Annotated in this window: 27 protein-coding genes; 16 read left to right on the top strand and 11 right to left on the bottom strand. The window is 35.9% G+C overall.

Going from position 1 to position 26,139, the window contains the following annotated elements:
* Nucleotides 1–21: 21 nt before the first annotated feature.
* From moaC to QWY88_RS08520, 15 genes are all read left to right on the top strand, one after another.
* Nucleotides 22–492: a cyclic pyranopterin monophosphate synthase MoaC gene (moaC, locus tag QWY88_RS08450; protein WP_304545953.1), complete on the top strand. Its 471-nt coding sequence runs from the start codon at nucleotides 22–24 to the stop codon at nucleotides 490–492.
* A complete protein-coding gene (locus QWY88_RS08455) occupies nucleotides 473–748 on the top strand; it encodes an HP0495 family protein (protein ID WP_304545954.1) in 276 nt (91 codons plus the stop codon). The genes moaC and QWY88_RS08455 overlap by 20 nt, the downstream gene beginning before the upstream one ends.
* A gap of 9 nt (nucleotides 749–757) precedes the next feature.
* A complete protein-coding gene (locus tag QWY88_RS08460; protein WP_304545955.1) occupies nucleotides 758–1,753 on the top strand; it encodes a DUF6781 family protein in 996 nt (331 codons plus the stop codon).
* 83 nt (nucleotides 1,754–1,836) lie between these two features.
* The gene (locus QWY88_RS08465) at nucleotides 1,837–2,436 is read left to right on the top strand and encodes a DUF2231 domain-containing protein (RefSeq protein WP_304545956.1); all 600 of its coding nucleotides are present in this window, start codon (nucleotides 1,837–1,839) and stop codon (nucleotides 2,434–2,436) included.
* A gap of 8 nt (nucleotides 2,437–2,444) precedes the next feature.
* On the top strand, nucleotides 2,445–2,579 hold the full coding sequence (locus QWY88_RS08470; protein ID WP_304545957.1) for a hypothetical protein: 135 nt from the start codon (nucleotides 2,445–2,447) through the stop codon (nucleotides 2,577–2,579).
* Nucleotides 2,576–2,845, top strand: coding sequence for a hypothetical protein (locus QWY88_RS08475; protein WP_304545958.1), 270 nt, complete (start codon nucleotides 2,576–2,578; stop codon nucleotides 2,843–2,845). Before QWY88_RS08470 ends, QWY88_RS08475 begins: the two co-directional genes overlap by 4 nt.
* A gap of 241 nt (nucleotides 2,846–3,086) precedes the next feature.
* On the top strand, nucleotides 3,087–4,487 hold the full coding sequence (gene soxC, locus QWY88_RS08480) for a sulfite dehydrogenase (RefSeq protein WP_304545959.1): 1,401 nt from the start codon (nucleotides 3,087–3,089) through the stop codon (nucleotides 4,485–4,487).
* Nucleotides 4,487–5,611: a c-type cytochrome gene (locus tag QWY88_RS08485; RefSeq protein WP_304545960.1), complete on the top strand. Its 1,125-nt coding sequence runs from the start codon at nucleotides 4,487–4,489 to the stop codon at nucleotides 5,609–5,611. The genes soxC and QWY88_RS08485 overlap by 1 nt, the downstream gene beginning before the upstream one ends.
* Before the next feature lie 21 nt (nucleotides 5,612–5,632).
* On the top strand, nucleotides 5,633–6,112 hold the full coding sequence (locus QWY88_RS08490) for a thiosulfate oxidation carrier protein SoxY (protein ID WP_304545961.1): 480 nt from the start codon (nucleotides 5,633–5,635) through the stop codon (nucleotides 6,110–6,112).
* 79 nt (nucleotides 6,113–6,191) lie between these two features.
* On the top strand, nucleotides 6,192–6,296 hold the full coding sequence (locus tag QWY88_RS08495) for a hypothetical protein (RefSeq protein ID WP_304545962.1): 105 nt from the start codon (nucleotides 6,192–6,194) through the stop codon (nucleotides 6,294–6,296).
* Between the two features lie 176 nt (nucleotides 6,297–6,472).
* A complete protein-coding gene (locus QWY88_RS11685) occupies nucleotides 6,473–6,658 on the top strand; it encodes a thiosulfate oxidation carrier complex protein SoxZ (RefSeq protein ID WP_369811224.1) in 186 nt (61 codons plus the stop codon).
* 81 nt (nucleotides 6,659–6,739) lie between these two features.
* Nucleotides 6,740–7,267 carry a thioredoxin family protein gene (locus tag QWY88_RS08505; protein ID WP_304545963.1) on the top strand — a complete coding sequence of 176 codons (528 nt, stop codon included), beginning with the start codon at nucleotides 6,740–6,742 and terminating at the stop codon, nucleotides 7,265–7,267.
* A complete protein-coding gene (locus tag QWY88_RS08510) occupies nucleotides 7,264–7,695 on the top strand; it encodes an MOSC domain-containing protein (protein WP_304545964.1) in 432 nt (143 codons plus the stop codon). The genes QWY88_RS08505 and QWY88_RS08510 overlap by 4 nt, the downstream gene beginning before the upstream one ends.
* Nucleotides 7,696–7,768: 73 nt before the next feature.
* Entirely contained in the window at nucleotides 7,769–8,731 is a 963-nt protein-coding gene (locus QWY88_RS08515; RefSeq protein ID WP_304545965.1) for a DUF302 domain-containing protein, read from the top strand.
* Nucleotides 8,732–8,744: 13 nt separating this feature from the next.
* The gene (locus QWY88_RS08520; protein ID WP_304545966.1) at nucleotides 8,745–9,491 is read left to right on the top strand and encodes a DUF4395 domain-containing protein; all 747 of its coding nucleotides are present in this window, start codon (nucleotides 8,745–8,747) and stop codon (nucleotides 9,489–9,491) included.
* 18 nt (nucleotides 9,492–9,509) lie between these two features.
* Here QWY88_RS08520 and aroC read toward each other — a convergent pair whose 3' ends face one another.
* The 11 genes from aroC to QWY88_RS08575 all read right to left on the bottom strand — a co-directional run bounded on the left by aroC (nucleotide 9,510) and on the right by QWY88_RS08575 (nucleotide 22,499).
* A complete protein-coding gene (gene aroC, locus QWY88_RS08525) occupies nucleotides 9,510–10,583 on the bottom strand; it encodes a chorismate synthase (RefSeq protein ID WP_304545967.1) in 1,074 nt (357 codons plus the stop codon).
* Nucleotides 10,584–11,264 (bottom strand): ribonuclease III, encoded by a 681-nt coding sequence (gene rnc, locus QWY88_RS08530; RefSeq protein WP_193113568.1) that lies wholly within the window; start codon nucleotides 11,262–11,264, stop codon nucleotides 10,584–10,586.
* A gap of 10 nt (nucleotides 11,265–11,274) precedes the next feature.
* Nucleotides 11,275–11,700: a ribonuclease HI gene (gene rnhA, locus QWY88_RS08535; protein ID WP_193113569.1), complete on the bottom strand. Its 426-nt coding sequence runs from the start codon at nucleotides 11,698–11,700 to the stop codon at nucleotides 11,275–11,277.
* Nucleotides 11,675–12,721 (bottom strand): tetratricopeptide repeat protein, encoded by a 1,047-nt coding sequence (locus tag QWY88_RS08540; protein ID WP_304545968.1) that lies wholly within the window; start codon nucleotides 12,719–12,721, stop codon nucleotides 11,675–11,677. Before QWY88_RS08540 ends, rnhA begins: the two co-directional genes overlap by 26 nt.
* Before the next feature lie 2 nt (nucleotides 12,722–12,723).
* Nucleotides 12,724–13,188 carry a hypothetical protein gene (locus QWY88_RS08545; RefSeq protein ID WP_304545969.1) on the bottom strand — a complete coding sequence of 155 codons (465 nt, stop codon included), beginning with the start codon at nucleotides 13,186–13,188 and terminating at the stop codon, nucleotides 12,724–12,726.
* Nucleotides 13,189–13,264: 76 nt separating this feature from the next.
* Entirely contained in the window at nucleotides 13,265–14,332 is a 1,068-nt protein-coding gene (locus QWY88_RS08550) for a YeiH family protein (RefSeq protein ID WP_304545970.1), read from the bottom strand.
* 51 nt (nucleotides 14,333–14,383) lie between these two features.
* Nucleotides 14,384–17,914 carry a DUF748 domain-containing protein gene (locus tag QWY88_RS08555; RefSeq protein ID WP_304545971.1) on the bottom strand — a complete coding sequence of 1,177 codons (3,531 nt, stop codon included), beginning with the start codon at nucleotides 17,912–17,914 and terminating at the stop codon, nucleotides 14,384–14,386.
* 58 nt (nucleotides 17,915–17,972) lie between these two features.
* Nucleotides 17,973–19,412: a cytochrome c oxidase accessory protein CcoG gene (gene ccoG, locus QWY88_RS08560; protein ID WP_304545972.1), complete on the bottom strand. Its 1,440-nt coding sequence runs from the start codon at nucleotides 19,410–19,412 to the stop codon at nucleotides 17,973–17,975.
* Nucleotides 19,413–19,448: 36 nt separating this feature from the next.
* Nucleotides 19,449–20,084: a recombinase family protein gene (locus QWY88_RS08565; protein WP_304545973.1), complete on the bottom strand. Its 636-nt coding sequence runs from the start codon at nucleotides 20,082–20,084 to the stop codon at nucleotides 19,449–19,451.
* A 157-nt stretch (nucleotides 20,085–20,241) separates the two neighbouring features.
* Nucleotides 20,242–21,423: a PorV/PorQ family protein gene (locus QWY88_RS08570; RefSeq protein ID WP_304545974.1), complete on the bottom strand. Its 1,182-nt coding sequence runs from the start codon at nucleotides 21,421–21,423 to the stop codon at nucleotides 20,242–20,244.
* Nucleotides 21,424–21,440: 17 nt separating this feature from the next.
* A complete protein-coding gene (locus tag QWY88_RS08575) occupies nucleotides 21,441–22,499 on the bottom strand; it encodes a hypothetical protein (protein WP_304545975.1) in 1,059 nt (352 codons plus the stop codon).
* A 157-nt stretch (nucleotides 22,500–22,656) separates the two neighbouring features.
* Between QWY88_RS08575 and metH the strand changes: the two genes are divergently transcribed.
* Entirely contained in the window at nucleotides 22,657–26,139 is a 3,483-nt protein-coding gene (gene metH / locus QWY88_RS08580; RefSeq protein WP_304545976.1) for a methionine synthase, read from the top strand.

The raw sequence follows: 26,139 nt of genomic DNA on the forward strand, positions 1-26,139 counted from the left end.
AAAAAAGTAAAGAACTAAAATATGAACTTAACACATTTAGATGAAAACCAAAGACCGAAAATGGTCGATGTTAGTGACAAAGATGAAACAACACGAGTAGCTGTTGCAAGCGGTATAATAGAGATGAGTCAAGATGCATACGATGCTATTGTAAATGAGACAACAAAAAAAGGTCCAGTACTTCAGACTGCTGTAATAGCTTCAATTATGGGAGTAAAGAAAACAAGTGATCTTATCCCAATGTGTCATCCGCTAAATCTAAGCGGTATCAATTGTGATGTAGAAGAGTTACCGGAGCTTCCTGGATTTAAACTTACGGTAACTGCAAAACTCAAAGGACAAACCGGTGTTGAGATGGAAGCCTTGACAGGGACATCTATTGGACTTTTAACAATCTACGATATGGTAAAAGCGATCGATAAAGGGATGATCATCCGTAACGTACAACTTGAAGCAAAATCAGGAGGAAAAAGTGGAGACTTTAAACGATAGACTAAAAGGTGAAAAGCTAGAGCTTACATACCCTTGCTCTTGGTGTTATAAAGTGATAGCAACTGAAAAAGCTGCACTTGAACAAGCAATAAGGGATGTACTTGATGAGAGGGAACATAAACTGACTCATTCAAACAACTCAAAAACCGGAAAATATGTGAGTATGAATCTTGATTTGTTAGTACATAATGAAGATGATAGACAGTTTATATATGATGCTTTAAAACAACATCAAAATATAAAAATGGTGTTATAGGAGTATATAATGGAAAACAGTAAATTACAAAAAGATGTTGATAGTTTCTTCAGCAATGTAGATCTTGAGAGTTTAGATACACAAAAGATAGAAACTCTCACTACACAGATCATTAACAACCAGATCTCAGATATTGAAAACGAGCTCGAAACTCTTTTAGAAAAAAAAGAGGAACTTGAACGTTCTATAGAAAAAAAATCTGAAGCGATTCAAGAAAAAAAATATGAAGTTTTCAATGCTATAGAAGAGAAACTGCAAAACTCTCCATCTGCTTTTACTAAACTCCATCAAGTCAAACTCCAGTCAATTGACCTTTACGAAATTTTAAGTGAAATTGTAGAGTCTGCTATTATTACAGCCCTTGAAAAAGAGCGTGACAGCGAATTTAAAGAGTATTTGATCGAAACGATTAAAGAGATCACTTTTGAATCTATCAAAGAGGGCTCATTAAATACTATCCGTATCAGAAAGATCCTCTCAACTATCCTTGCGATTGCTATAGATATTGCCGAAGCTGAACCAAATAAAGCCGAAGATATTTTAAGTGCAACCACAAAAGGGATGCGTTCAGGTCTTATAAAATCTATTCACAGATTCAAGAAACGTTTAGCATATATGCCTGTAGAGGCAAAACATATCTTGATCGAAGACTATGATACTATCATGGAAGACCTCAATCAAACAGATACTATCTTTTCACAGGTTATAATAAACCAAGCTTCACAAAGCTCATCTATTACCCATAAAATTCTTCTAGATATAAATAAAGATATGAAATATGATCTTGAAGAACTTTTAATAGTTTCTAAAGAGACAGCCGAAGTGATGAAAAACAAATTTGCCAACTTTGCAAAACTTGCTGTAAAAAAAGCTGATTCAGCTATCCATTCACAAAAAGCACAAGAAGCAAAAAGAATGGGTAAGCAAGCATTTGAAACTGCAAAGGTTGCACTTGGAAGTGCTATAAAAACAGCTAAAGATGTAATTGATAAAAAGAAAAGTTAAATTACAATTTTTTATAGTACAATAAGCTGTTTTTCAAAAAACTTCAATATAATGTGATGATTTTATAATAAAAGGAATTAATTATGATGTTACACCCGGCAACGGCACACTTCGCTATGGTACTACCAGTAGTTGCATCAGTTTTCGGTCTTGCATACCTTGTAAGCAAATCAGAAACTATGTCAAAAATTTCAGCACGTACAGCTTTATTTGCAGCGATTGCAATGGTAGGCGTGTGGTATACCGGTAGTCAAGCTGGTCCACAGATTTACAACTTTCTTAGTGAAGCGGGTAAACATGAATTAGTTGAACATAAAGAGTTAGGTCTTTACTTAGCAATTGCAATGTCAGTAGTTGCACTTATTCAAATGGCAGGATGTAAGCTACAAAAGTTTGGAATTCAAGCACTTGGTATTATCTTAACTGTCGTTGTAATGGCGGTAACATTTATTCAAGGGAAACACGGTGGTGAGATCGTTTATGAGCACGGGCAACCTTTCCAAATGACTCAACTTGAAAAATTTGTTTCTGGTGATGAACTGGAGATGGCTGAAGATGTAGAAGAAGTAACTACTTTAGTAAAAGAAAAAATAGCTACAATCTCTGAAGAAACTTGTGCAAAAATAGGCTGTAAATCAGACGATGATGAATCTGAAAATGAAGAATCAGAGGATGAGGAATAAAACTACTGATGGATACAAATGCTCAAATTGAAAAAATTCAAGAAGCTTTTAAACAATATGAAGCTGGCGAGCAATCAACAAAGGATCTCCTTCAATATCTGAAGGAGTCCTCAGCTTGGCTTACGGAAAAGATAAGTAAATGAATATATTAGTTACACAAGTTTTTGAAGATCAGATGAAAGAGATTCTAGAAGAGATGATAGAAACAAATCCTGATTCAGTAAAAGGCTTTAAGATCTATCTTGACACTATATTGTTAAACATACCTACGAAAGATAAGAAGTATAAAAAGTCAGTAATTTTCGATAATGAGAACATAAAAGATGTTGAACATGAGGGTTTTCGTATCCCTTTTTATCACAATAAACAGAAAAACACTTTTATTATATTAGGAATCATAAAAATATAGCATACCTCTTATAATAAAAATGACTCTTTCTTATATTAATTTTTTTTTATACAAAAAGTGTTTCGATTTGTAACTACATTTCCAACTAAACCACCCTTATATCACATTATTTTCACAAATGCAGTATAATTAGTTTTGCTAAAATTTATAATTAAGTATAAAATGGCATAATACCTGTTCGAAATTCAGAGTACATTATTAACTTAAAATATGTAATAAACAATTTAACAAAGGAGAAAATGTGGATAAAAAATCTCAAGAAAACATAGATAATTTATCTAACAGTACTGAAAAAAGTATTGGCAGAAGAGACTTTTTCAGAAAAACAGCTGCTATGGCTGGTACTGCAATAGCTGGTACTTCGTTACTGTCATCGAATGCTATGGCTAATGAACATGCTGGTGGTGATGGTGAAAAAGCTATTCTTGGAACACCGGAATGGGCTACAAAATGGGGAGATCCTGTAACTAAAAACCTTTACGGAATGCCTTCAAAATATGAGCACAACGTAACTAGAAGATATACTAAACTTCTAGCATCTGGTAACTTTAGAGCTTCTATTGCTGTAACACCTATTCAAGAGTCTATGGGGATTATTACTCCAAATGGATTATTTTTCTCACGTTCTCACGGTGGTGTAGCGCATATTGATCCAAATGAGCATAGATTAATGATTACAGGTTTAGTGGAAAAACCTTTAGTATTAACTATGGAAGAATTAAAAAGATATCCAAGTGTAACTCGTACACACTTCATCGAATGTCCTGCTAATGGTGGACAAGAGTGGAGAGGACCACAATACAACTCTTTACAATTCTCTAAAGGATTTATGTCTTGTGCTGAGTGGACTGGTGTATACATCAAAGATATCTTAAAAGATCTTGGTGTCAAACCAGAAGCATTATGGATGCTTGCAGAGGGTGGAGACTCATCTAAAATGGGTAGAACTATCCCTATGGAAAAAGTTCTTGACGATGCTATGATCGTATGGGGTCAAAATGGTGAAGCACTTCGTCCAGAGCAAGGTTATCCAATTCGTTTACTTGTTCCAGGTTGGGAAGGTAACTTATGTGTTAAATGGCTAAGAAGATTAGACTTCGCTAGTGAGCCATGGTACTGTAAAGAGGAAACTTCTAAATATACAGTATTAAAACCTGATGGAAAAATTGTACAACACTTCTATGCAAATGAAGTTAACTCAACTGTAACTTCTCCGTCTCCAGAGATTGACTGGTCTCACTTAGAAGATGGTGATATCGTAGAGATCGAAGGTCTTGCATGGTCAGGTATGGGTACAATCAACGGTGTAGATATTTCATTTGACGGTGGTAAAAACTACGTTGAAGCACAACTCAAAGGTCTTGTATTACCTAAATGTTGGACTCGTTGGAGCTATATGCATACATACAAAAAAGGTGAGGAACTACTTCTTACTTCACGTGCTACTGATGATGCAGGTTATATCCAACCGACAATTGATCAAGAACTAACTAAAGTTGGTGTTGAAGCAGTTTATCATAGAAATGCAGTTGAAACATGGAAAGTTGAAAAAGACGGAACAGTAACTCACGTTCAAATCCGTTCAGAACTTACTCGTGATAAAGACGGTAATGTAATCATTGAGAAAAAAGGAGAAGCGTAATGATCAAATTTAGTAATAAGTTATTAGTATCAGCTTCTGTAGCTGCACTAGTATCATTTGGTTTCTCTGGATGTATGGAAAGCGCTACACCTACTAAAGCATCAATTGATGGTGGTGTAAACTATCCAGTAGTAAACGGAAAAACTAGTTCTTACTATGTAAATACTCAAGCTCATAACATGACTATTAATAACGGTCGTGTTCCGACAAAAGATGAGTACAATGCTTGGAACTCTGATGTAATGCCAGACGGTACAGGTTTACCGGAAGGTGAAGGTACTGTAACTGAAGGTGAAGAAGTTTACGAAGCTAAATGTGTAATGTGTCACGGTGACTTTGGTTCAGGTGGTGGTGGTTATCCAGCACTTTCTAAAGGTAATGCATATGAGATGTATAAAACATTAACACGTCAAAGACTAAAACCAGATTCTGATGGTCCTTCAAGATTCTTCGGTAGTTTCTGGGCAGAAGCTAGTACAATGTGGTGGTACATTAAAGATGCTATGCCACACCCGGCAACTGATACTTTAACAGATGACGAAGTATATTCATTAGTAGCTTATGTATTAAACGTAAATGAAATGGAAATTGATGGTGTGCCTGTAGATGAAGAGTATGTTCTTAACAAAGAGAACTTCTTAAAAATCAAAATGCCGGCAAAAGCTGTTTATGAGCCTGTAATTGATGGTCCACAAGGTCCTGAAAATGTTCGTAAATTCTATGCAAACCCAGATAACTTTGGTGGGCAAAAAGTAGCAAGAAGTGAACGTTGTATGACTAACTGTCAAGAGCCAACTGTTCATGTAGCTGAAATCACTGTTGGTATTAGTGACTTCCATCCACCAATGACATCTGTAAGAGACTTACCTGCTGAAGAGGGAACTTCTTCTTTTGATGCAAAAGCTGCTTATACAGAATCTTGTGCAATGTGTCACGACACTGGTGCAGCTCCAGCTCCTGGTGATAAAGGTGCATGGGCTCCATTACTTGCTAAAGGTATGGACGGTGTTTACAAAAATGGTCTAAACGGTACAGATGCTGGTATGCCGGCTAAAGGTGGTTCATCACTAAGTGATAAAGAATTTAAACTTGTAGTTGACTATATAGTTAACCAAAGCAAATAAATCTCAATTAAAGGAAAGATTATGGAAAGAAGACAATTTTTAAGTATGACTTTAGGTGCATTAGCTTTAGCTGTTGTACCTGCAAGCGTAAGAGCTGAGGATTTCAGAAAATCTAAACCAGCTGTATGGACTGCACACACTGTTGATGATTCTATCATGGCAATGTATGGTAAAAAAGACCTTACTATGAGTAATGTTAAATTAACTGCTGCTAAAGTTGCATCTGATAGCCCTAAAAAAGCTGTTGCATCTAACGGTGGTGCAATTCCAGTAGATTTTTCAGTATCTGTTCCTGCTAAAACTGTAGCAGTATTCCAAGATGCTAACCCAGAAGCTGCTGTATGTGTATACACTGTATCTAAATACGATGTTATGGATTATTCAATCAAAATCAAAATGGCTAAATCTGGTACTATTACTATCGTAGCTGAAGGTACTGACGGTAAACTTTATGCTGCTAAACAAACTTTAGATGTTGCACTTGGTGGATGTGAAGGTTAATCCCTTTTCATATATTTATATAAAAGAAAAAAATATAAGGATAAAAAATGGCTGATATTAAAGTAAAAGCAAAATCAAAATGGCTAAATCTGGTACTATTACTATCGTAGCTGAAGGTACTGACGGTAAACTTTATGCTGCTAAACAAACTTTAGATGTTGCACTTGGTGGATGTGAAGGTTAATCCCTTTTCATATATTTATATAAAAGAAAAAAATATAAGGATAAAAAATGGCTGATATTAAAGTAAAAGCAAAATTAAAAGGCGGCGTAGTTTCTGTTAAAGCAATGGCTAAACATGAGATGTCTACATACAACATGGCTGAGAAAAAAACTGGTGACTGAGAAAATGCTAACTTCATTACTCACGTAGTTGCTACTGTTAACGGTGAAACTGTAATGGAGATGTCTACTTCTCAATTCCTATCTAAGAACCCAATCTTTAAATTCGATATCAAAGGTATCGGTGCTAAAGGTGACTCTCTTGAAATGGTTGCTGTTGATAGAAAAGGTAACACTTTAAAAGGTAAAGGTAAAATTAAATAATTTTACTCTAAAAATTCCCCCTCATGGGGAAACCTACTCTCTTCCTAAATCAAGCTTCCAATTTCCACAAGGTTTAATTTTATGTTAAAAAAATCATTACTAAGTATTTTATATATTTTTATATTGTCAGCGATCCAACTTTCAGCAGAGATAATTGATATCGACAAAGCAGTTGAAGCATCTAAGAAAAGTGGGAAAACCCCTCTTGTGTATCTTCATAAAACAGGTTGTCCATACTGTGAAAGACTTGAAGAGTTTACTCTTGACGATGAGGATGTAGATCAATATATCAAAGAAAACTTCAAATTTATTATTATCAATGTTTCACACAAAGAAGATGTAGTTATATATGATAAAGAGCGTACAAGCGCTAAAGAGTTTGCAGAAAACATTGGATATAACTTCTATCCTTCTGTTTTGTTTTTCAGTAACTCCGGAGAACTAGATCACGGCAGTATCGGTTATATAGAAGAGAAAGACTTTCTTGCAATATTAAAGTATATGAAAACAGGCGCATTTAAAACAATGAGTATAGATGAATATAAAAAGAAAACCGGTTTTATTGAAGAGAATAGCGGTGAACTAATAGATAAGAGACAAAAACTATGAACGGCAAAGTTTTAAAACTTTTTATTACATCTAATGATGAACAAAAGACACGACTAACACCTGATGCTATTACAGTTGATGAAGATGGTGTTCTAGAAGATAAATTCTATAAAAAAGATTTAATGCGTGCCGTTTTAATTACGTCATTAGATAGTTATAATTTAGCTAAAGAGAACGGTATAGAGATAGAATATGGTCTTTTAGGGGAAAATATCCTCATAGATGCAAACCCTTATTCATTAGTTCCTGGGCAAACACTAAAAATCGGCGATACTATTTTAGAGATTACTCAAAACTGTACCCTCTGTAAAGGATTATCTACCGTAAGCTCAAAACTTCCAAAAATACTAAAAGATGATCGCGGTATCTTTGCAAAAGTAGTCAACGGTAAGTCTACAATCAATATCGGTGACATAGTAGAAATCTAACTCTGTTAATTAATTTTATTTATATCAAAAAAATGTTACATTTCTTCTATATAACACAAGTTAAGGAGTTGTTGTGACAAAATATACACTCATCTTTACCGCATTAATCACTATATTATTAAGTGGTTGTAGTAACCATAATGCCAAACCGACAAATGCAAAAGCTATACAAGACGTTCAAGTCTTTGTAGCTGATAATTCCGATGAAAAAATTACACCGACAACTATAGAAGAGGGGTTTATTTCAGTAGGTATGGACGTACCTGGAAATAATAATATGAATAAACCGTTTTCACAAAGATTTGGAAACACTCACTATAAAGTGTATAACCTTGCAATGTATCAAGATCCAAAGTCAAGTCTGAAACTTGTAAAAAAATATCCTAAATTCGGTGCCTTAATCCCATTAACAATGTCTATTTGGTCTGATGGTAAAACGATGAATATATCAACACTTACTTTAGATGGTATGGCTAGAGCTACGGGCATATCTGTTGATGATCCGGATTTAGTGGCATATAGTAAAAAAATCCATGCGGCCTTAAAAGCTGCAATGCCTAATGGTAGTTTTAAAAAACTAAATTATAATGTCGCTCCAAGAGATCAAACATTAGCAACAGATTTTGTATTTGACATAGATTTAGACGGTGCAAATCCGATTGACTGGAAAGAAGATACAGAATCAGAATATGAAGCTGAGATGGAACCCTTAGGATTTTTATTCCCGAACTTTACAAATCTTCAAGAAGAGCTGTTTGATGATGCAGATTATCATAAATATGATTTTTATGATACCTACTCTATTTGTAAATTTGATGTAATATATCCTGTCTCAAAACTACATCCTGAAGCTGGAGCATGGGCACCTTGTTCTTTTTATTTTTATAAAATAAAAGGGGAAAATAAAGTACATATGGGCTGGTTATCTGTTGAAAACTGGATTACCTCTTTAGATATACAAGACAAAGAGTCTATAGAACCCCTTAGAGAAGCTCAAGGGATGATTGAAGATATTTTAAATGATATGCTGAAATAATAAAAGGAGATTTTTGAACTTACCTAGTTTTTTAAATAAGTACGGGGAAGAGGTTCCCGGATATGACGTAAGAGTTATTAACGAAAGAGAAGCAAGAGCGGCAGCAGGTATACTTGGAACACTTGGAATAATGGTTATCTTTATCGGTATAGGGTTTAACCACATCATTGTAGCCAGAGTATATATTGCATTTTTATGGTTTGAATTTCTACTTAGAATTACAAAACCAAGTTATGCACCCTCTTTACTACTTGCAAGATTTTTTGTACAAAATCAAACACCGGAGTATGTAGGTGCAGCACAAAAACGTTTTGCATGGGCAATTGGGTGGTTTATCTCATTTCCTATGATCTATTGGTTTGTGCTTAACTGGGATATCACTTTCTACAAAGTTTTAATTTGTGTGCTTTGTGCCGCATTGATGTTTTTTGAAAGTGCTTTTTCTATATGTCTTGGATGTATGCTTTACAAATACATTAAAAAAGAAGACCCTCAATATTGTCCAGGAGGTGTTTGTGAAGTTCGTAAGAAAGAGCCTATACAAACATTCAATCTTATGCAAAAAATCATAGCAGGTGTAACTGCTATTGGGCTTGTAGTTGGTATATACCTCTTCTTGGCATATACTGAGCCTAAAACATTCTTTGGAGACTTTCTCCATGAAGCAGTACTAACAGATGCACAGCTCCAAGCACAAAAAGATGCAGCCTATGAAAAAGAGATGGCAGCAGAGTTTGGAGATGAGGATGAAGAGGAGTAAATCCCTCTTATCCTTATTCTATTTATAATACTTTACAACTCCATCCATTTTTGAACCCATATTTAAAAGTACCATATCCGCAATTACAAGAGCAGCCATAGCTTCACAAACAATAGTCCCACGGATAGCTACACAAGGATCGTGACGCCCTTTTAAAGAGAAATCAACCTCTTCATTTGTCGTAGTGATAGTATGCTGTTCTTGAAAGATAGATGGTGTTGGTTTAAAATACACATTTAAAACAATATCATCCCCGTTACTGATCCCACCAAGAATTCCACCTGAGTGATTTGACTCAAACCCATTCGCACGTATTTGATCATTGTTTTGCGATCCTAGTGTTTTAGCACTCAAACACCCATCACCTATCTCAACAGCTTTTACAGCGTTTATACCCATCATAGCATCAGCTAAAACACCATCTAATTTATAGTATAGGGGTTGCCCTAACCCAATAGGTGCATTCTTTACCACAACACGGCTAACACCGCCGACAGAATCATGTCTGTTTTTTGCTTCTAAAATAGCATCTTTTTGCGCCTGTTCAACATCAGAGTCCAGTGCATAGATGATACTATCTTTTACACCCTCATAATTGAATTTTTGAGCAGTTATTCCGGCAACTTCACTAATACCGCTTAACACTTCAACATCAAGCTCTTTCAGCATTAGTTTCGCTATTGCTCCTGCAGCTACACGTGCAGCCGTTTCTCTTGCTGAACTTCTTCCACCACCACGGTAATCTCGAAGACCGTATTTATGAAAGTAAGTAAAGTCTGCATGCCCCGGACGAAATACATCTTTAATGTTTGAATAGTCTTTTGACTTTTGGTTTGTATTGTAGATAACCATTGCAATTGGTGTCCCTGTAGATTTTCCTTCAAATACACCGCTAAGTATCTCTACCTTGTCAGCCTCTTTTCTAGCTGTTTCAAATTCACTTTTTCCCGGCTTTCTGCGGTCGAGTTCACTTTGTATAAATGCTTCATCTATCTCTAAACCGGCAGGTACACCGTCTAGTATACACCCAAGTGCTGTTCCGTGAGACTCACCAAATGTTGAAAATCTTAATTTTTGACCAAAACTATTCAATTATTTTTCCTTCTTTAACATCTCTACTGCCAGCTTTGCCGCTTCCTGCTGTGCTATCTTTTTGCTTTTACCGATAGCTCTTGCATACTCTTTATCTTCAATATAAACGCCTACTTCAAACTCTTTTTTATGATCAGGTCCGCGAGATGCCAGTACTTTATACTCAGGAGTGATTCCAAAACGTGCTTGTGTTAGTTCCTGTAGAGTTGTTTTAAAGTCTCTAAAAAGTGAATCAAGAGAAATCTCTTCATGATTCTCTTCAATCAGTTTTATAGAGATCTCCTGCACTTTTTCTAATCCTGCTTCAAGATAAATCGCACCCATAATTGCTTCAAAAGCATTTGAAAGGAGTGATGACTTTTCTCTACCACCGTTGTTGTCTTCGGCATTCGATAAAAGAATGTAATCACCCAATCGTAAAGCACGTGCCAATTTATCAAAACCTGTTTCATTTACAAGCGAAGCACGAATTTTTGAGAGCTTTCCCTCATCAGAGTTTCTAAACTTTCTAAAAAGATATTCCCCCACTACTAAGTCGAGTACAGCATCACCTAGAAACTCTAAACGCTCATTATCGTAGGGCTGTTTATAGCTTTTATGTGTCAGCGCTTCGATAATGAGATTTTTATCTTTAAACTCATACCCTAACTTTTTTTCTAACGTATCTATTTTCTTGTGCATAATATCCTCATTATAAATTTTTCACTGCCTCGGCAGCATCACGAGCTAGTTTGTCACATCTCTCGTTTTCTATGTGCCCATCATGTCCCCGTACCCAATGAGCATTTATCTTATGTGGCTTTGATACCTCAATATACTCTTGCCACAAATCAGGGTTTTTTACCTTTTTAAAGTTCCGTTTAACCCAGTTGTCTAACCATTCATTGATCCCTTTAACTACATAGGATGAATCACTTACGATTTCAACATCACAAGGTTGTTTCAAAGCTTTTAACCCTTCTATAACACCTCGAAGTTCCATTCTATTGTTGGTAGTATGTTCTTCACTTCCGACGATCTCTTTTTCTTTATCTCCGTAACGAAGAATTGCTCCAAAACCACCCGGTCCTGGATTGCCTAAAGCACTTCCATCACTGAAAAGAGTTACTTTCTTCACTAAACTCCCTCATATAATCACGGCTAAGTGAGATCTCTATTGTAGCACTGTCTATTGCATGACAAGCACTACAGCGATTAAAAGCAAACGGATATGTACCTTTACAACTTGAACAGACATATTCAAATCCAAGTGTTGCATTTGCTTTTTTTTCAAGCTTAATAAGTATATCCAATTCAAATATAGAACTTGATTTTGCTAAACTTATATCCCCTCGTGCACTATAAAGTTCTCTTAAATAACCACTTTTTGAAATTATATCTAAATTAAGGTCTTTACTACGTAAATTCCATAACACTTGTACTAAAACATCAACTTTAGAATGGTCTAAATTTTCCCATGCAAGTTGAGGATTCACCCGAAATAGATACTCAAAGATCATGTAAATTAAATTATGATTTTGTTTATAAATATCTAGCAGTTTTTGTACTTTGGTTTCATCCTCCATCTTTACATCATTTAAGATCATAAGGGCGTTTAGATACTCTCTTTCTAAAGATATATCTTCTCCTAATTCATCTAAGGGTTCTAAGACATCCATTGCCGACTTATAATCTCTCATATGTTCATATACAAGTAATAGATAATTTAGTGCTTCGGGAGTACGGGGATACTTTTTTAAAATCTCTAAAAAGATCTGTTTTGAGCGTTCTAAAAAACCGGCTCTAAAATATGTTTTTCCGAGTAAAAACATTGTTTCTTTGGAGTTTGTCCCCTTACCCACTTCCAAAATTTCATTATATATCTCTATAGCTTTTTCATAATCTCCGTTTTTATAATAAGAGTTAGCCAATAAAAGCCATGATTTTTCAGAAAGTTCACCGCTTGATATTAACACTTTAAGTTCATTTTTTGATGGGAGTGTTTTAAACTGCTTTAAAAATCGATCTATATCTTTGTTATCCTCTTTTCGTTTATATCTCCCCCACCAGTAAGAGATAAAAGTGATAACAAAAATGATGGAAAAGAAGATAATAATAGAGAAGAGCGGATCACGAAACTCTATAAAAAAACTACCCATTTCTAATATACCACGATCCCGTAATCATTTTTGAGGTTATAAAACGTACACTCCGGAGTGATCTCAAGGTCTTTTGTACGCCCTAGCTGTATCAATGCATTTCTAGGAACTAAAATCCCGTTTTCTTTAAAAAACTTCTTGATATTCACAAACTTTACATCTTCAACAAACTTATATTCAAACTCTTTATGAAACTTCATTTTATCGGTCAAGAACAGATGTTCATTTACATGAAGTTGATCAGAAGCATACTTGATAGGGAGATATCCTGAGAGGTCTGTTAGTATCTCTTCTACATGCTGATATTTTTCGGGAAGTGTATTTTTTTGGATAAAAACATACTTGTTATTAAGTTTAAGTGTTGTGGAGTTTTTCCAGTATTTATATGCCGGATTGGAGATGCCAAGCTTACCGTATACTTCTCGCCAAAGCCAAAAAGAGTTAAGCGTATCTGGTAAAGCTGACATATATTCCCTTTTAAAATCTATTTATTAGATTATATACTCTTTTTTCAAATAGATTTATTAAAAGGGATTTTCACTCTTATGAAAATGTAGCTACTACAAGTTTCGTAACGATGAAACCACCGATTACTAACCATAAGAACATTGCACCTGCTGTGTAAAGCGGTGCTAAACCTAAACCTTTAAATTTAGAGAATATTGTCCCCATACCTAAAGCAGTCATTGCCATAGTTAATAAGAATGTATCGATCTCATTAATAACACTAACAACATCAGTCGGTACTAACTGAAGTGAATTAAACCCTGCCATACCGATGAAGTATACAGCAAACCAAGGTATAACAAGTTTTACACCACCTGCTGCTGAACCAGATTTTTTTGCTTCCATTGAAAGATAAATTCCTAAAAGAATAAGCATCGGTGCGATCATGATAACACGTGTCATTTTTACGATTACCGCCGAGTTTGCCATATCTGCCGGAGCACCAGCAATTGAAGCAGGAACAGCAACAACTTGTGCAACTTCATGAATAGTACCACCAACATAGATACCAAACTCTTGAGGAGTCATGTGTAAAAAGCCAGTTGCCGGTTCAATAACTGCCGCATATAATACCGGATACAAGAACATTGAGATAGTACCAAAAAGTACAACCATAGAAACCGCAACTGCCGTTTTATGCCCTTCAGCTTTAAGTACCGGCTCAGTTGCAAGAACTGCAGCAGCACCACAAACAGAAGCACCAGAAGCTGTAAGCATTGATGTTTCTTTATCCATTTTGAAAATTTTATATCCTAAGTACGATCCGAGAATAAATGTTGTCGCTAACATAATGAGAGACACCATAAAACCACTCATACCTACATCCATAATCTCTTGGAATGTAATTCTAAAACCGTAAAATACGATTGCAAAACGAAGAATTTTTTTCCCTGAAAATGTTATACCTGTTCCCCAAGCACTTGGGACGTGATTGTGTAAAGTGTTTGCATAGAATATACCTAAAACGATACCGATTACCAGTGGAGATATACCTAAAGCTTTTACAGCAGCAATATCTGCAATCATAGTTGCTGCCGCTGCAAAGATAGCAACAAATATAATTCCAGAGATTGTACCTTTTCTATTTTCTTTTGAAAAAGCCATAATTTACCCTTATTTTATTTTAAGCCGCAATTATAACAAAAACGACTAATACTAATCATTTACTTTTATCTCTAAAGCATTTTTTACAATGCCGTTGTCACTATCTTCTAATGAATTTATCTCTAGTCCTGTCACTCTTGCAGGGTTTAAGAGTTTCTCTTTTGTCAGATAATTCTCTATTACAAGCTGTCTATTTTTTGCAAGTGTTTCAAGTTCTGCCTGAGTCACTTCCTGAATCTCTATATCTAATGCCAACAGCTCTTTTTGATACACTCTCTCGAGCTCTTCACCCTTATACTCTTTTTCAAGTTTTTCCATCAGCTTTTCATCTCCGTCATCATCACGGAGATCTGCATAAATATCCTCTAAAAGATCAATTGTTAAAGCATTTTCTCTTTCGTTAATATTTTTTATACCGCTTTCTTTAACTACGATTGCTATTAATTTTTCTCTTTTTAATGCAAAGAGATCCGCTTCTTTATCGTAAGTTGCAGAGATCCCTAAATTAATTTTAGGACGTTTATCCATCATCTTGACTATATTGTCCAGTTTCTCTCTTTGTGAAGGTGTTATCACTGTTTTTCCGTTCTCAAACTCTATGAACGACAACTCTTCACCGTCAATCCCCATCATAGAACCAAGCAGTGCAAACGGTGCTGTTACAGCTTTTGTTACAAGGTTTGTAAATGCTTTCCAGATAACTGTGCCGTATTTAAAATCAGGTGCATCCACATTCCCCTCTACCGGCAGATTTAGATCAATAATACCTTCATTATCTTCAAGCAATCCGATCACAAAACCAAGCGGCAGATGTGTCACATTTTCATCTTCGATCTCATCACCTAATATGATCTTGTTAATTACAAGATTATTTTTCCCTTGAAGTTCAGAATTTAGAATCTTATAGCCCAGGTCAAGATAAAGTTTCCCAGAATCGATCTTATACCCTGCAAATGTGGCACTGTAACCGCTCAGTGCATTTAACTCTAAATTTTTAAAATTAAAATCTAGATCTGTGTAAAGTTTTGGACTTGAAGTATCTATGCTTCCAATAAGCGTCGTAGAACCATATTTGTCAACTTCACCGAGTAAATTTATATAACTTGTTTCACCCGGTTTGGAAGAGAGTACATAGATCACACCGTTTAGATCATGAATATCTGTTTGAAACTTAATCGGAATAGAAAAATCTGCAAATTTAGCACTTCCGTTTGAAACATTTACTTTTACAATTTTTATATCTAAAGGTTCACTTTTTTTCGTCTCTTTACTCTCGTTTGTATCCTGTTTTTTACTTAGTTTTGCAAAGTTGAGTGTTTTATTTTCATCTACAAAAGCATCTACATAAAATGAATCTACATCTACCTCATCAACATAAAGTCGATCAGGTGAGAGTTCATAGGTAAAATCTTTTACATCTAGCTTATTGAGTGAAAACAGCAGGTTATTATCTAATGTATTGTTGATAAACAGAGAACTAACAGCCAGTTTCCCTTTCACACTAAGATCGGGTCTGCTTTTTGACTTCGCATAGCTTGTTTTTCCGCTTAAAGCCAATTTCCCGTCTTCAATTTTTACATATGCAGATTCATTGAGATAAGGGTTTATATCTGCGATCGAAATATTTTTAATATTGAATTTTCCATATTGTTTTAAAGGAGTATGACGTAGTTTTCCATCAGCATAAACCCTTCCTCCTCTATTTATGCGCATAGAGGTTTTGTATGTTAACCAGCTGTTTTTATTACTGTCTATATCAAAAACAGAGATATTGATATTTGAGATAGTTTGTTTTGATTTTTGCTCCAACATCCTGTCATAAAAGTCAACTTTTCCATCATCAACTCTAAACTCTTTTACATTGAGATGAAAATTATTTTTGCTTTGCTCTTTTTTTACTGTTTTTGGAGCAGGTTTGGGAACAACAATATTTTCAATATTGAGTTTTCCGTTTTTATATCTTCTAAGATAAGGATTTAACCCTTCTAAGTTGATTTTTCCAATTACTAAATCCTCTTTGGCTAAATCAAAATTTATCCCTTCAAAACTAAAAGCATCAAACTTTAATAAACTCTCTTTAGAACTTCTTTTTTTCAATTTAAACTCATTAAGTGCTACTTGAGAGTCATCGAGTTTTAGATTGAACGTTCCGTTTTGATCGTAAGCAAAAAGATTCACATCTAGGCTTGTAAGCAGCGAGTCGAGTAAAATATCGTATCGTTTCAGTGAACTGCGTGCAGCTTGATCGATATAAGGGTTGTAATGAGTAACATCAAAATCTTTACACACTATATGCGAAGAGATATCAAGCGGCTTTTGAATAATTTTACCGCTAATTCTACATGAACTTTTTTCATTAATCAATGTAGAGAGTTGATAAGGAAATGGTTTTGAAGAGTTTAAGTGAATATCTTTAACACTCACATTAAGATCCCTAACTTTACTTACAACACTCTTCTCAACTGCATAATCTGTAAAGGTTGTAGAAATTTTTTCTAGATCGACATTATCGACAACTACATTCCATGGTTGTGAATCGTCGTTTGTTTGGTTTTGCTCGTTTGTCGTATCTATAACAAAATAGTTTTGAAGATCTATCTCACCGTTTTTAAGTCTATTGACATTAAGATGTAGAGAATCTAGTAAAACTGCTCCAATATGAAGTTGTTGCTTCATTGGTAAAAGGTCTACATTATTTACTTGAAAACTTTGCAGGTTAATAATATCTTCTGACTTATCTTTTGGTTTTATTCTTAACTTATTAATCGCAATATTCACATTTTCGACTTTCGTCTCGTCCAGTTTGTCTAAATTAATGCTAAAGTCGGCATTGAATGAAGCTTTACCGTCAGCTACTTCAAAGTTCAACATATCTTTTACATAGGTCCACTCCGTATAGAGCTGGTTCGCTTTAAAATCTATATGCCCGTGTAATGCTAACGGTTTAAATCCGTCAACTTGAGTATTGATCCTTAAAAATGCACCGTCACCTAGATTTGAATAAAAAGCAAAGGCACCCTTACTGGCATTGAAATCGTTTGTATCTATATTTTTTAAGCCCAAGTCCAGCTGATCAAATGTGAAATAAAAAGGTTCACTGCGAGTAAAATCTGCATAGTGTATTTGCGCATCATCTATATCCAGTTTTCCAATTATGATCCGTGGAGCAGTTGTGTTTGTTTCCTCTTTTACCTCTTGTGTTTGTTCAGCTTGTGAACTTTTCATTATATTTAATAGATTAATAGTTTTATCTACATTATTCACAATATAGATATGTGGTTCGCTGATCTCTAATTTTGCAATATTAAAGGCACCGTAAATTAAAGAGTATACATCAACGTCAACAAACAACGAATCTAAAGTGAGTAAAGGTTTCTCTTTAAGATCGTACAGCTTTATGCCCGAAATTTTTGCTTTAAATAAAAAAGGATTGATGTAAACAGTCTCTATCGAAGCTTTTGTGTTAGTGTTTTGTTCAATCAGTTTTGGAAGTTGGGATTTAATTACAAACGGAAGAATTAAAAAGCCGATAATGGCATAAACAAGGACAATATAAAGAAGATATTTTTGGATTGTTTTCATTGTACACTCCACACACGGTATATATGTGGAGTATATCTTATTTGATGTTAAAAGTGAATTACTTTAACTGGTTTTTACTAGGATAGATAAAAGTTGAATTTCTTAAAACTGAAATCTTCTCACTAGGTTTACCATCTTTATCTAAAGCATAAGCATGGATCTTAATAGGGATGATTGTATCTTCAATATCACTTTTTGCAAGATTGCCTACAGCTCTTAAAATAACAATTTTTTTCTTAATTTTTTCAGGAGTTACATTAAACGGTTTTAGTGGTCTTACCACTTCAATATCACCATCGTAACCTTCTGGCATCAACACCTCAAAGTAATACTTCATTTTCTCTCTTTGAGTATTTTGTACCAAGAATGTGTATGAGTTTTCTACAGTCACTTGATCGTTTTTCTTAGCGATGCTGTACGCCTGAGTCTCTTTATTAATATTTAAAAGCATGTGCTCTTTTGTTGTACTCATTAAACCTAAGATAATAGTGATAACGATTAAGATCGCACCATATGCTAAAACTTTAGGACGGAAGAACTGAGTTTTCCCTTTTCTGTCAACAATCTCGTAATCACTTGACCAAGTAACAAGTGACGGCTTGCCTAGTTTACCCATAACAGTAGTACAAGCATCTACACACTCTAAACAGTTGATACACTCTAACTGTAACCCTTTACGAATATCGATATGTGTAGGACAAACAGTTACACACTTCTCACAAGTCGTACATTCAGCTGTCTCATCAACGGCAAGTAGATCTTTTTGCTTAGTAAAGCCTTTTTGACCTTCCTCATCATAAATAGTTCCACCACGATACTCATCATAAAGTGCCATAACCGTATGTTCATCATATAGTACTGATTGTACACGAGAATAAGGACAAACATATACACAGAAGTTCTCTTTCATAAATACGATATCATAAATCAAGAACAGTGCTACACCGATAACAAAACCAATCATCACTCCATGTTCAGCAGGATTGTTCAGGTAGTTAAAAAAGTCTTCCGGCGGAACAAAGTACCACATGAAATCCGCACCTGCAATAAGTGCTAAAACAGACCAGATTAATATAGCTATAACCTTCTTCACTTTATTCTCAGGTTTAGACATGTCAGGCTCTTGCTGCTTATTAGCAATACGTTTTCTTAATCCTAAAAGTTTTGTCTCGATTAAGTCACGATATACAACTCTAAAGATAGTCTGCGGACATAACCACCCACAAAATACACGACCACCGACAACCGTCATACCAAAGATACTGATAAACAGTAACATCAGTAAAAATGGCATTAAATACAACTCTTGCATATCAAATTGAATAAAAGCAAGGTGTAACTTCATCTTATCAAAGCTTAATAAGAATAAATGGTTTCCATTTACCGATATCCAAGGGATCACTAAAGATACTACAGTCGCTAATACAAAGATATAATAACGCTTATATCTCCACGGTGAAGGTATCTTAAAGTCCTTCTTTTCTGTTTCTTGACTCATACAACTCTCCTAAATTTTAATCTCATATAATCTCAGCTATTCTGGACACACTATAGTATTGATGATATGCTCTTCAGCATTATCCGGGGCTTTTGGCAATAATGAACCAAAAGCTACTTGTTTAAGTTCACGCGATTCAACGTAATCTTTTAAAGAGCTTCTGCTCACCCCCAGTAATCGTGCTATTTCGCTCACACTTTTACCATCTTGTATATATTTTACAATCTCATTTATGTATACATCAAACTTCGAACTAGACTTGCTTCCCTTTGGTCGCCCAATTGAACGCTTCGATTCCTCTTTAAGCTTTTGTCGTAGGTGGTCCATGAGACCAAGTACCAACATCGCACTACTTTCTTGAGACATTATAACATTTTGCTTAATAAAGTGAACATGAAACTGGTTACGCAATAAACATGAAAACATCTGAATCAGATCTTCCATATTTGTTGTTAAAACCCAAATATCACTTACAAGTAAAGTAGAACCAGATTGAGACTGGAAATAGTGTGTCACTTCTTGACGTTCATCTAGACGCTTATTTTGTGAGGTGTAATCTATAAACTCATCGTCAATAACTAAATTGTTAGTCAAAGCATACGAATTTATAAGCTGCAGCTGCTCATGAACAGCATCAAAGTTTTTCTCTGGTCTAATATAAGCAAGTATCATTAGCGAATTAACTCCACATAAATTTGATTTTCATCGTCATTATATCAGCTTCTGATGTTAAAAGTCAATATTTAAATATATTTTTTCGTCATTTTATTTTTTGAGAGAAAGAAAAAGGGGAAGAAAACAAAGTTGTAAGAGGGAAAGCCCCCTCTTATTACCAACCGATACCAAGACCTACTACGTATCTACGATCTTCTAACTGACCGATAGTTGCACCAAGTTGTTCTTGGTATGTTGCTGCTTGTATTTTTAAGATTGCCAGCTGCATATCTACACCTGCTGTATAAGCACCTTGATAAAGCCCTCCGTTTAATGTCATCATAAACCAAGAGTTATCGATAAGCCCGATAGTTGCACCTGCTCTTAAATGTTGCATCAATTCAAAGTTTGATTCAATACTTTTATATGTTGGAACACCGGCTACAGTATCAATAACACGTGCTTGTTGTGCATTGAAAATATCAACATAATCAACTGAAAGTTTAAACATATCCGTAAATGGAACCTCCGGTGCTATTGCAAGACCGACATTACAAGTCATAGGTTGTGCACCGTAAGCATCAAAGTCTAAATTACCGATATTCATAACACTAAAACCGATAGAAGTGTTAAGTGCATCAATACTGTCACTAATTTTTGGAGCATACAATAAACCTATATCTACACCAAATCCAGAATTTTTCTCTTCATAAGTATCTCGTATATATGTTTCTAGATCATCGTTATGTTGTGAGATCTCACCTGCATCTAATCCTGCTTCATAAGAGTATTGTGTTATATATTTTGCACCAACACCTATAGTAAGATTCCCAGGTAGAACATCATCAAACTTTTGTGCCACACCTAAAACAACACCGCCGTATGCTCTTGAGTGTGTCTCTAAAACACCATTTGCTCCACTGTTTGCGTGTGGAATTAGGTTAAGATCAGCTGCACCTAAAAGTCCTATACTAAATGCAAGGTCATCTTCTGTATGGTATGAAACAGAACTGTAGTTAGATACATTAGCATGGAATGCATCTCCAGAGTATTTCTTTGCTACATCGAGTACCTCTTGATCTGTATTGGCATTATCAAGATCATCTATAAAATCTTTTATACCGCTTGAAGCAGAAGCCGTTAAACCTAAAAGCTCTACCTCAACACCATGACTTTTTTTGATGTTGATTAAACCTGCCGGATTGTAAAAAACTGCCGTAGAGTATCCACCTACTGCAGTATTTGCAGAACCTGCACCTACTATTCTCGGGTCTTTATATAAAAACTCTTGTGTTGAGATATCTGCGTAAACACCTGTTGCAGCTGTGATTAAAGCTAGTGATATTATTTTTTTCATTCTCTATTCTCCAAAATTTACTGATTTAGGTAGTTTAAAATATCTTGAATCGTTACATTTGCATCTGCATTAACATTCATATCTGTTTTAAATTCATCAATACTTTGTTGGATATCTGGATCATCTATTACACCTGAAATTGCATCCGTACCGCCATTTAATGCATCTACTAACAATTGTGTCATATCTTTTGTGTCACCGTTGCCGAAATCAACCGGACATGCATAACATTCTAAAGTTGTATCGTTTATAGAACCGTCTAAATTTTCTATTCCCTCACAAAGAGTCGTACTACCATTTAGATCACAATAACCGCTAGTTACAATTGTAGAACCATTTGTATCACTAGGAGAGGTACTGCTTGCTAAGCGATAGAATGTTCCTCCACCAACAACACTTACTTCTAAATGTTTATAGTCTGTGCCATTTATTGTTACATTAAAATCATTAATAACTGAACCATTTGGAAGTGTACTGTTTGTAGCCCAGGCAATAGCATCTAAACTTGCTTTCATATCATCCGGTGTCGTACCTGTAGAACCTTCAATAGATGCTACAAGGGTATCTACATCACTTGTTAAATATGTCATACTTGTTGCAGTAGTGATTGCTTGATTGAAACCAACATATAAACATGCATTATCCTCACGTTGCGTACGGTTTGCATCATTGGTACAATCTGCTATAGTTGCATTCGGATCGATTGATAGAAGGAAATAAGTTGCCGATTTATCTAATAACGGTAAAGCATTTGCACTTTTATTTTCATTAACACTTTGCATAAAAGCTGAAAATGTATTTCCGCCTACACTATCACTTGCCGTTACAACCATACTCACGGCATCACTAACACCAAATCCTGATTGTCCCATATATGCAGAAGCTAAATAGAAATATTTGTCACTGTCACTAAAAGTAGTTGAACACTCCCCTTCTAACTTACTGATAGCTGTAGTAAAATCACCCTCGTCAATAGACTGTTGTACATCTATACGACAACTTGTTTCATCATTTCCACAACCGGAAAATAATAAAGAAGCTGTTAGCATTGACACTGAAATAACTTTTTTATACATAAAATCTCCTATAAAAATATGGTGGATTATATCATGATTTAAAACATTTTGATTACAAGCGATTGCTTAAAAATGATTCCCAATAAATTGGCAAAGAGATCTTTATGCTCCTTTTGGATAAAATAAGAAAAAATATTTCATAGAAGATACAGCAGATATGACAACAAAACAATACATCTTAGAAACAATCAAAAAACGCCCTCTTATTATTGATGGTGCGATGGGTACTCAACTCCAACAACGTGACGAGCAAATCCCCAAAGAAGCATGGGAAGGCAACGAAGGGTGTAACGAACTTTTAAATGTTACTGCACCTGAGGTGATGAATGATATTTTCAACGCTTACCTGACAGCCGGAGCTGATCTCATCACTACAAATACATTTGGCTCATTTGCATGGGTATTAGATGAGTACGGTATCTCCGATCGTGCCTATGAGCTTACAAAGGCAGGAGCTGCTCTTGTAAAAGCAAAGTGTGAAGAGTTCTCTACACCTGAACAACCGAGATTTTGTTTAGGTTCAATCGGTCCGGGAACAAAACTTCCATCACTCGGGCATATCACTTACGATGAGATGTATACAGGATATACTGAATTTTGTTTAGGGCTTATCGACGGTGGAGCAGATATCTTTTTACTTGAAACTGCGCAAGATCCGCTTCAGATCAAAGCAGCGCTTCATGCATGTCAAGAAGCTTGTCGACAAAGAGATGTAGAGATCCCTATCATGGTTTCAGTGACAATCGAACTTAGCGGAACTATGCTTATAGGTACCGATGCAACTACGATCGCAGCTATTTTAGAGCCGTTTGACATTATCTCACTAGGATTTAACTGTGGAACGGGACCGGATCAGGTTGAAAAACATATCAAAACATTAAGTGAGCTTTGGAACAGACCTATTAGTGTCCATGCCAATGCAGGATTGCCTCAAAACCGCGGTGGCTACACTTACTATCCGATGGGACCTGACGAATTTGCAGACAAACAGGAAAACTTTTTAAAATACGACGGCGTAAGCTTTTTAGGAGGTTGTTGTGGAACAACTCCGCAACACATCCGTGCACTGGTTAACCGTGTAAGTGAGATACAGCCAAAACCTGCAACAGGAAAACAACCGACATCTTTAGCATCTCTGTTTAATACAGTTGCGATCAAACAAGACCCAGCTCCGCTTCTAATAGGTGAGAGAAGTAATGCAACCGGTTCAAAAGCTTTTCGTGAACTTCTTTTAGACGAGGATTATGAAGGAACCCTAAGTGTCGGTCAGCAACAAGTTCGTGCCGGAGCACACCTTCTTGATGTGTCTGTTGGTTTTGCGGGACGTGATGAGTCTAAAGATATGGATAAGGTGATGGGACTTTATGCACAAAAGATCTCTCTGCCGCTTATGCCTGACTCTACACAGGTCCCTGCTCTTGAAATTGCACTTAAAAATATCGGCGGAAAAGCTATTATCAACTCTGTGAATCTTGAAGACGGAATTGAAAAATTTGATGCTGTTTGTAGCTTGGCCAAAAAATTCGGTGCAGCTTTAGTATGTCTTGTGATCGACGAAGTTGGTATGGCAAAGACGGTTGAGAGAAAACTTGAAGTAGCTGAGCGTATCTATGAGTTAGCTACACAAAAGCATGGAATCAATCCCGAAGATCTGGTATTTGACCTTTTAACATTCACACTCGGTAGTGGGGATGAGGAATACGTTGATGCTGGAATCAATACGATCGAAGCAATTAGAGAGTTTCAAAAACGCCATCCGGAAGTTGGAACGACACTCGGGCTTTCAAACATCTCTTTCGGTTTAGACAAAGATGCGAGACCATACCTTAACTCGATGTTTTTACACCACTGTATTGAAGCGGGACTAACATCGGTTATTATTAACGTAAAACATATTATTCCTATCAACAAGATCTCAAAAGAGGATCAAGAGATATGTGACAACCTCATCTTTAACCGAGGAGAGGAACCGCTATTTAAATTCATTGAGCACTTTAGTACTAAAGAAGCGGTAGATTCTGAAGCAGAAGATGCCGAGTATCTTGCTATGAGCGATGAAGAGAAGATCAAAAAACTTCTTATGGACGGTGATAAAGAGCGTATGATTCCTCTTGTGGAAGAGGCTCGCCATAAAATTGCACCTGAAAAGATCGTAAATGAGATCCTCATTGATGCTATGAAAGTGGTTGGTGAACTATTCGGTTCAGGTCAAATGCAGCTTCCGTTTGTACTTCAATCAGCTGAAACGATGAAAAAAACGGTTGATCACTTAAACCCATACCTGCCGAAAGTTGAAAAGAGTGTAGATACAACTTTAGCACTCGGAACGGTAAAAGGGGATGTTCACGATGTTGGTAAAAACCTCGTTGACATCATCCTTTCTAACAACGGTTATAAAGTACAAAACCTTGGAATAAAAGTGGAACTAGACACTTTCTTAGAGACTATGGAAAAAGGTCATATCTCAGCTCTTGGAATGAGTGGTCTACTTGTTAAATCAACTCAAGTGATGAAAGAGAACTTGGAAGAGTTACAACGCCGCGGTATTAAAATTCCAATTTTACTCGGTGGAGCCGCTCTTACTCGTAGTTTTATCGATGACTTCTGCCGTCCTATTTATGATGGACCAATCTTTTACTGTAAAGATGCTTTTGACGGTGTAACGGCAATGAGCCGTATTGAAGCAGGAAACTTTGATACCAACTTACATCCAGATGCGCCGGAAGTGGAACATAAAGAGAAAAAAGAGGTAGTAATTCCCCCATTTCATGAGCTTACAATGCCTGATCGCAATGTCACTGTACCGACACCTCCATTTTGGGGAAGACGTGAAATAAAACTTACACAGCAACAGATCGAGATGGCGTTTGAATGGATCAATCACAAAATCCTTTTCAAACAAAGATGGGGTTACAACTCTAAAGGTCTTAGTAAAGAGGCGTATGAAAAACAGCTTGATGAAGTGGTTTGGCCAGCATATGAGAAACTAAAACAAAGATTCTTGGATGAGAAACTGTTCGAACCGACTATCCTTTACGGTTATTGGCCATGTAGAAGTGATGACAATTCACTGCTAATCTTTGATGAGAGTGAAGGATATAACAGTGAAGATCAGATCAACCGCGAACCGCTTGAACATGTAATAGGGCGTGCAGAGGAGATACTTACGTTCCCTCGTCAGACAAAACAACCGCACCGTGCTCTTAGTGACTTTTTCCACTCTGATCGTCATGATGTAATCGCTATGACTTGTGTCAGTGCAGGAGCCAAACTAAGTGCAATAGAGAAAGAGATCTACGATCGCGGTGATTATACGGAGTATTATCAAGTACATGGTCTTGGTGTTGAGCTTGCAGAAGCGTTAGCTGAGATCGCACACAAACAGATTAGACTTGATCTAAACATTGCCGAGAACGAAGGTGCTACACTTGCAGATGTACAGATGAATAAGTATCAAGGTTCACGTTACTCATTCGGCTATCCTGCATGTCCTGATCTAGAACTCAACCGTCCGCTCTTTAACCTACTCAAACCTGAAGAGTTTGGGATAGAACTAAGTGAAACGTTCCAGATCCATCCGGAACAATCAACGAGTGCATTAGTTGTGTATCACCCTAATGCAACGTATTATAATATATAG

This window comes from Sulfurimonas sp. hsl 1-7, assembly GCF_030577135.1.
Lineage (GTDB): Bacteria > Campylobacterota > Campylobacteria > Campylobacterales > Sulfurimonadaceae > Sulfurimonas > Sulfurimonas microaerophilus.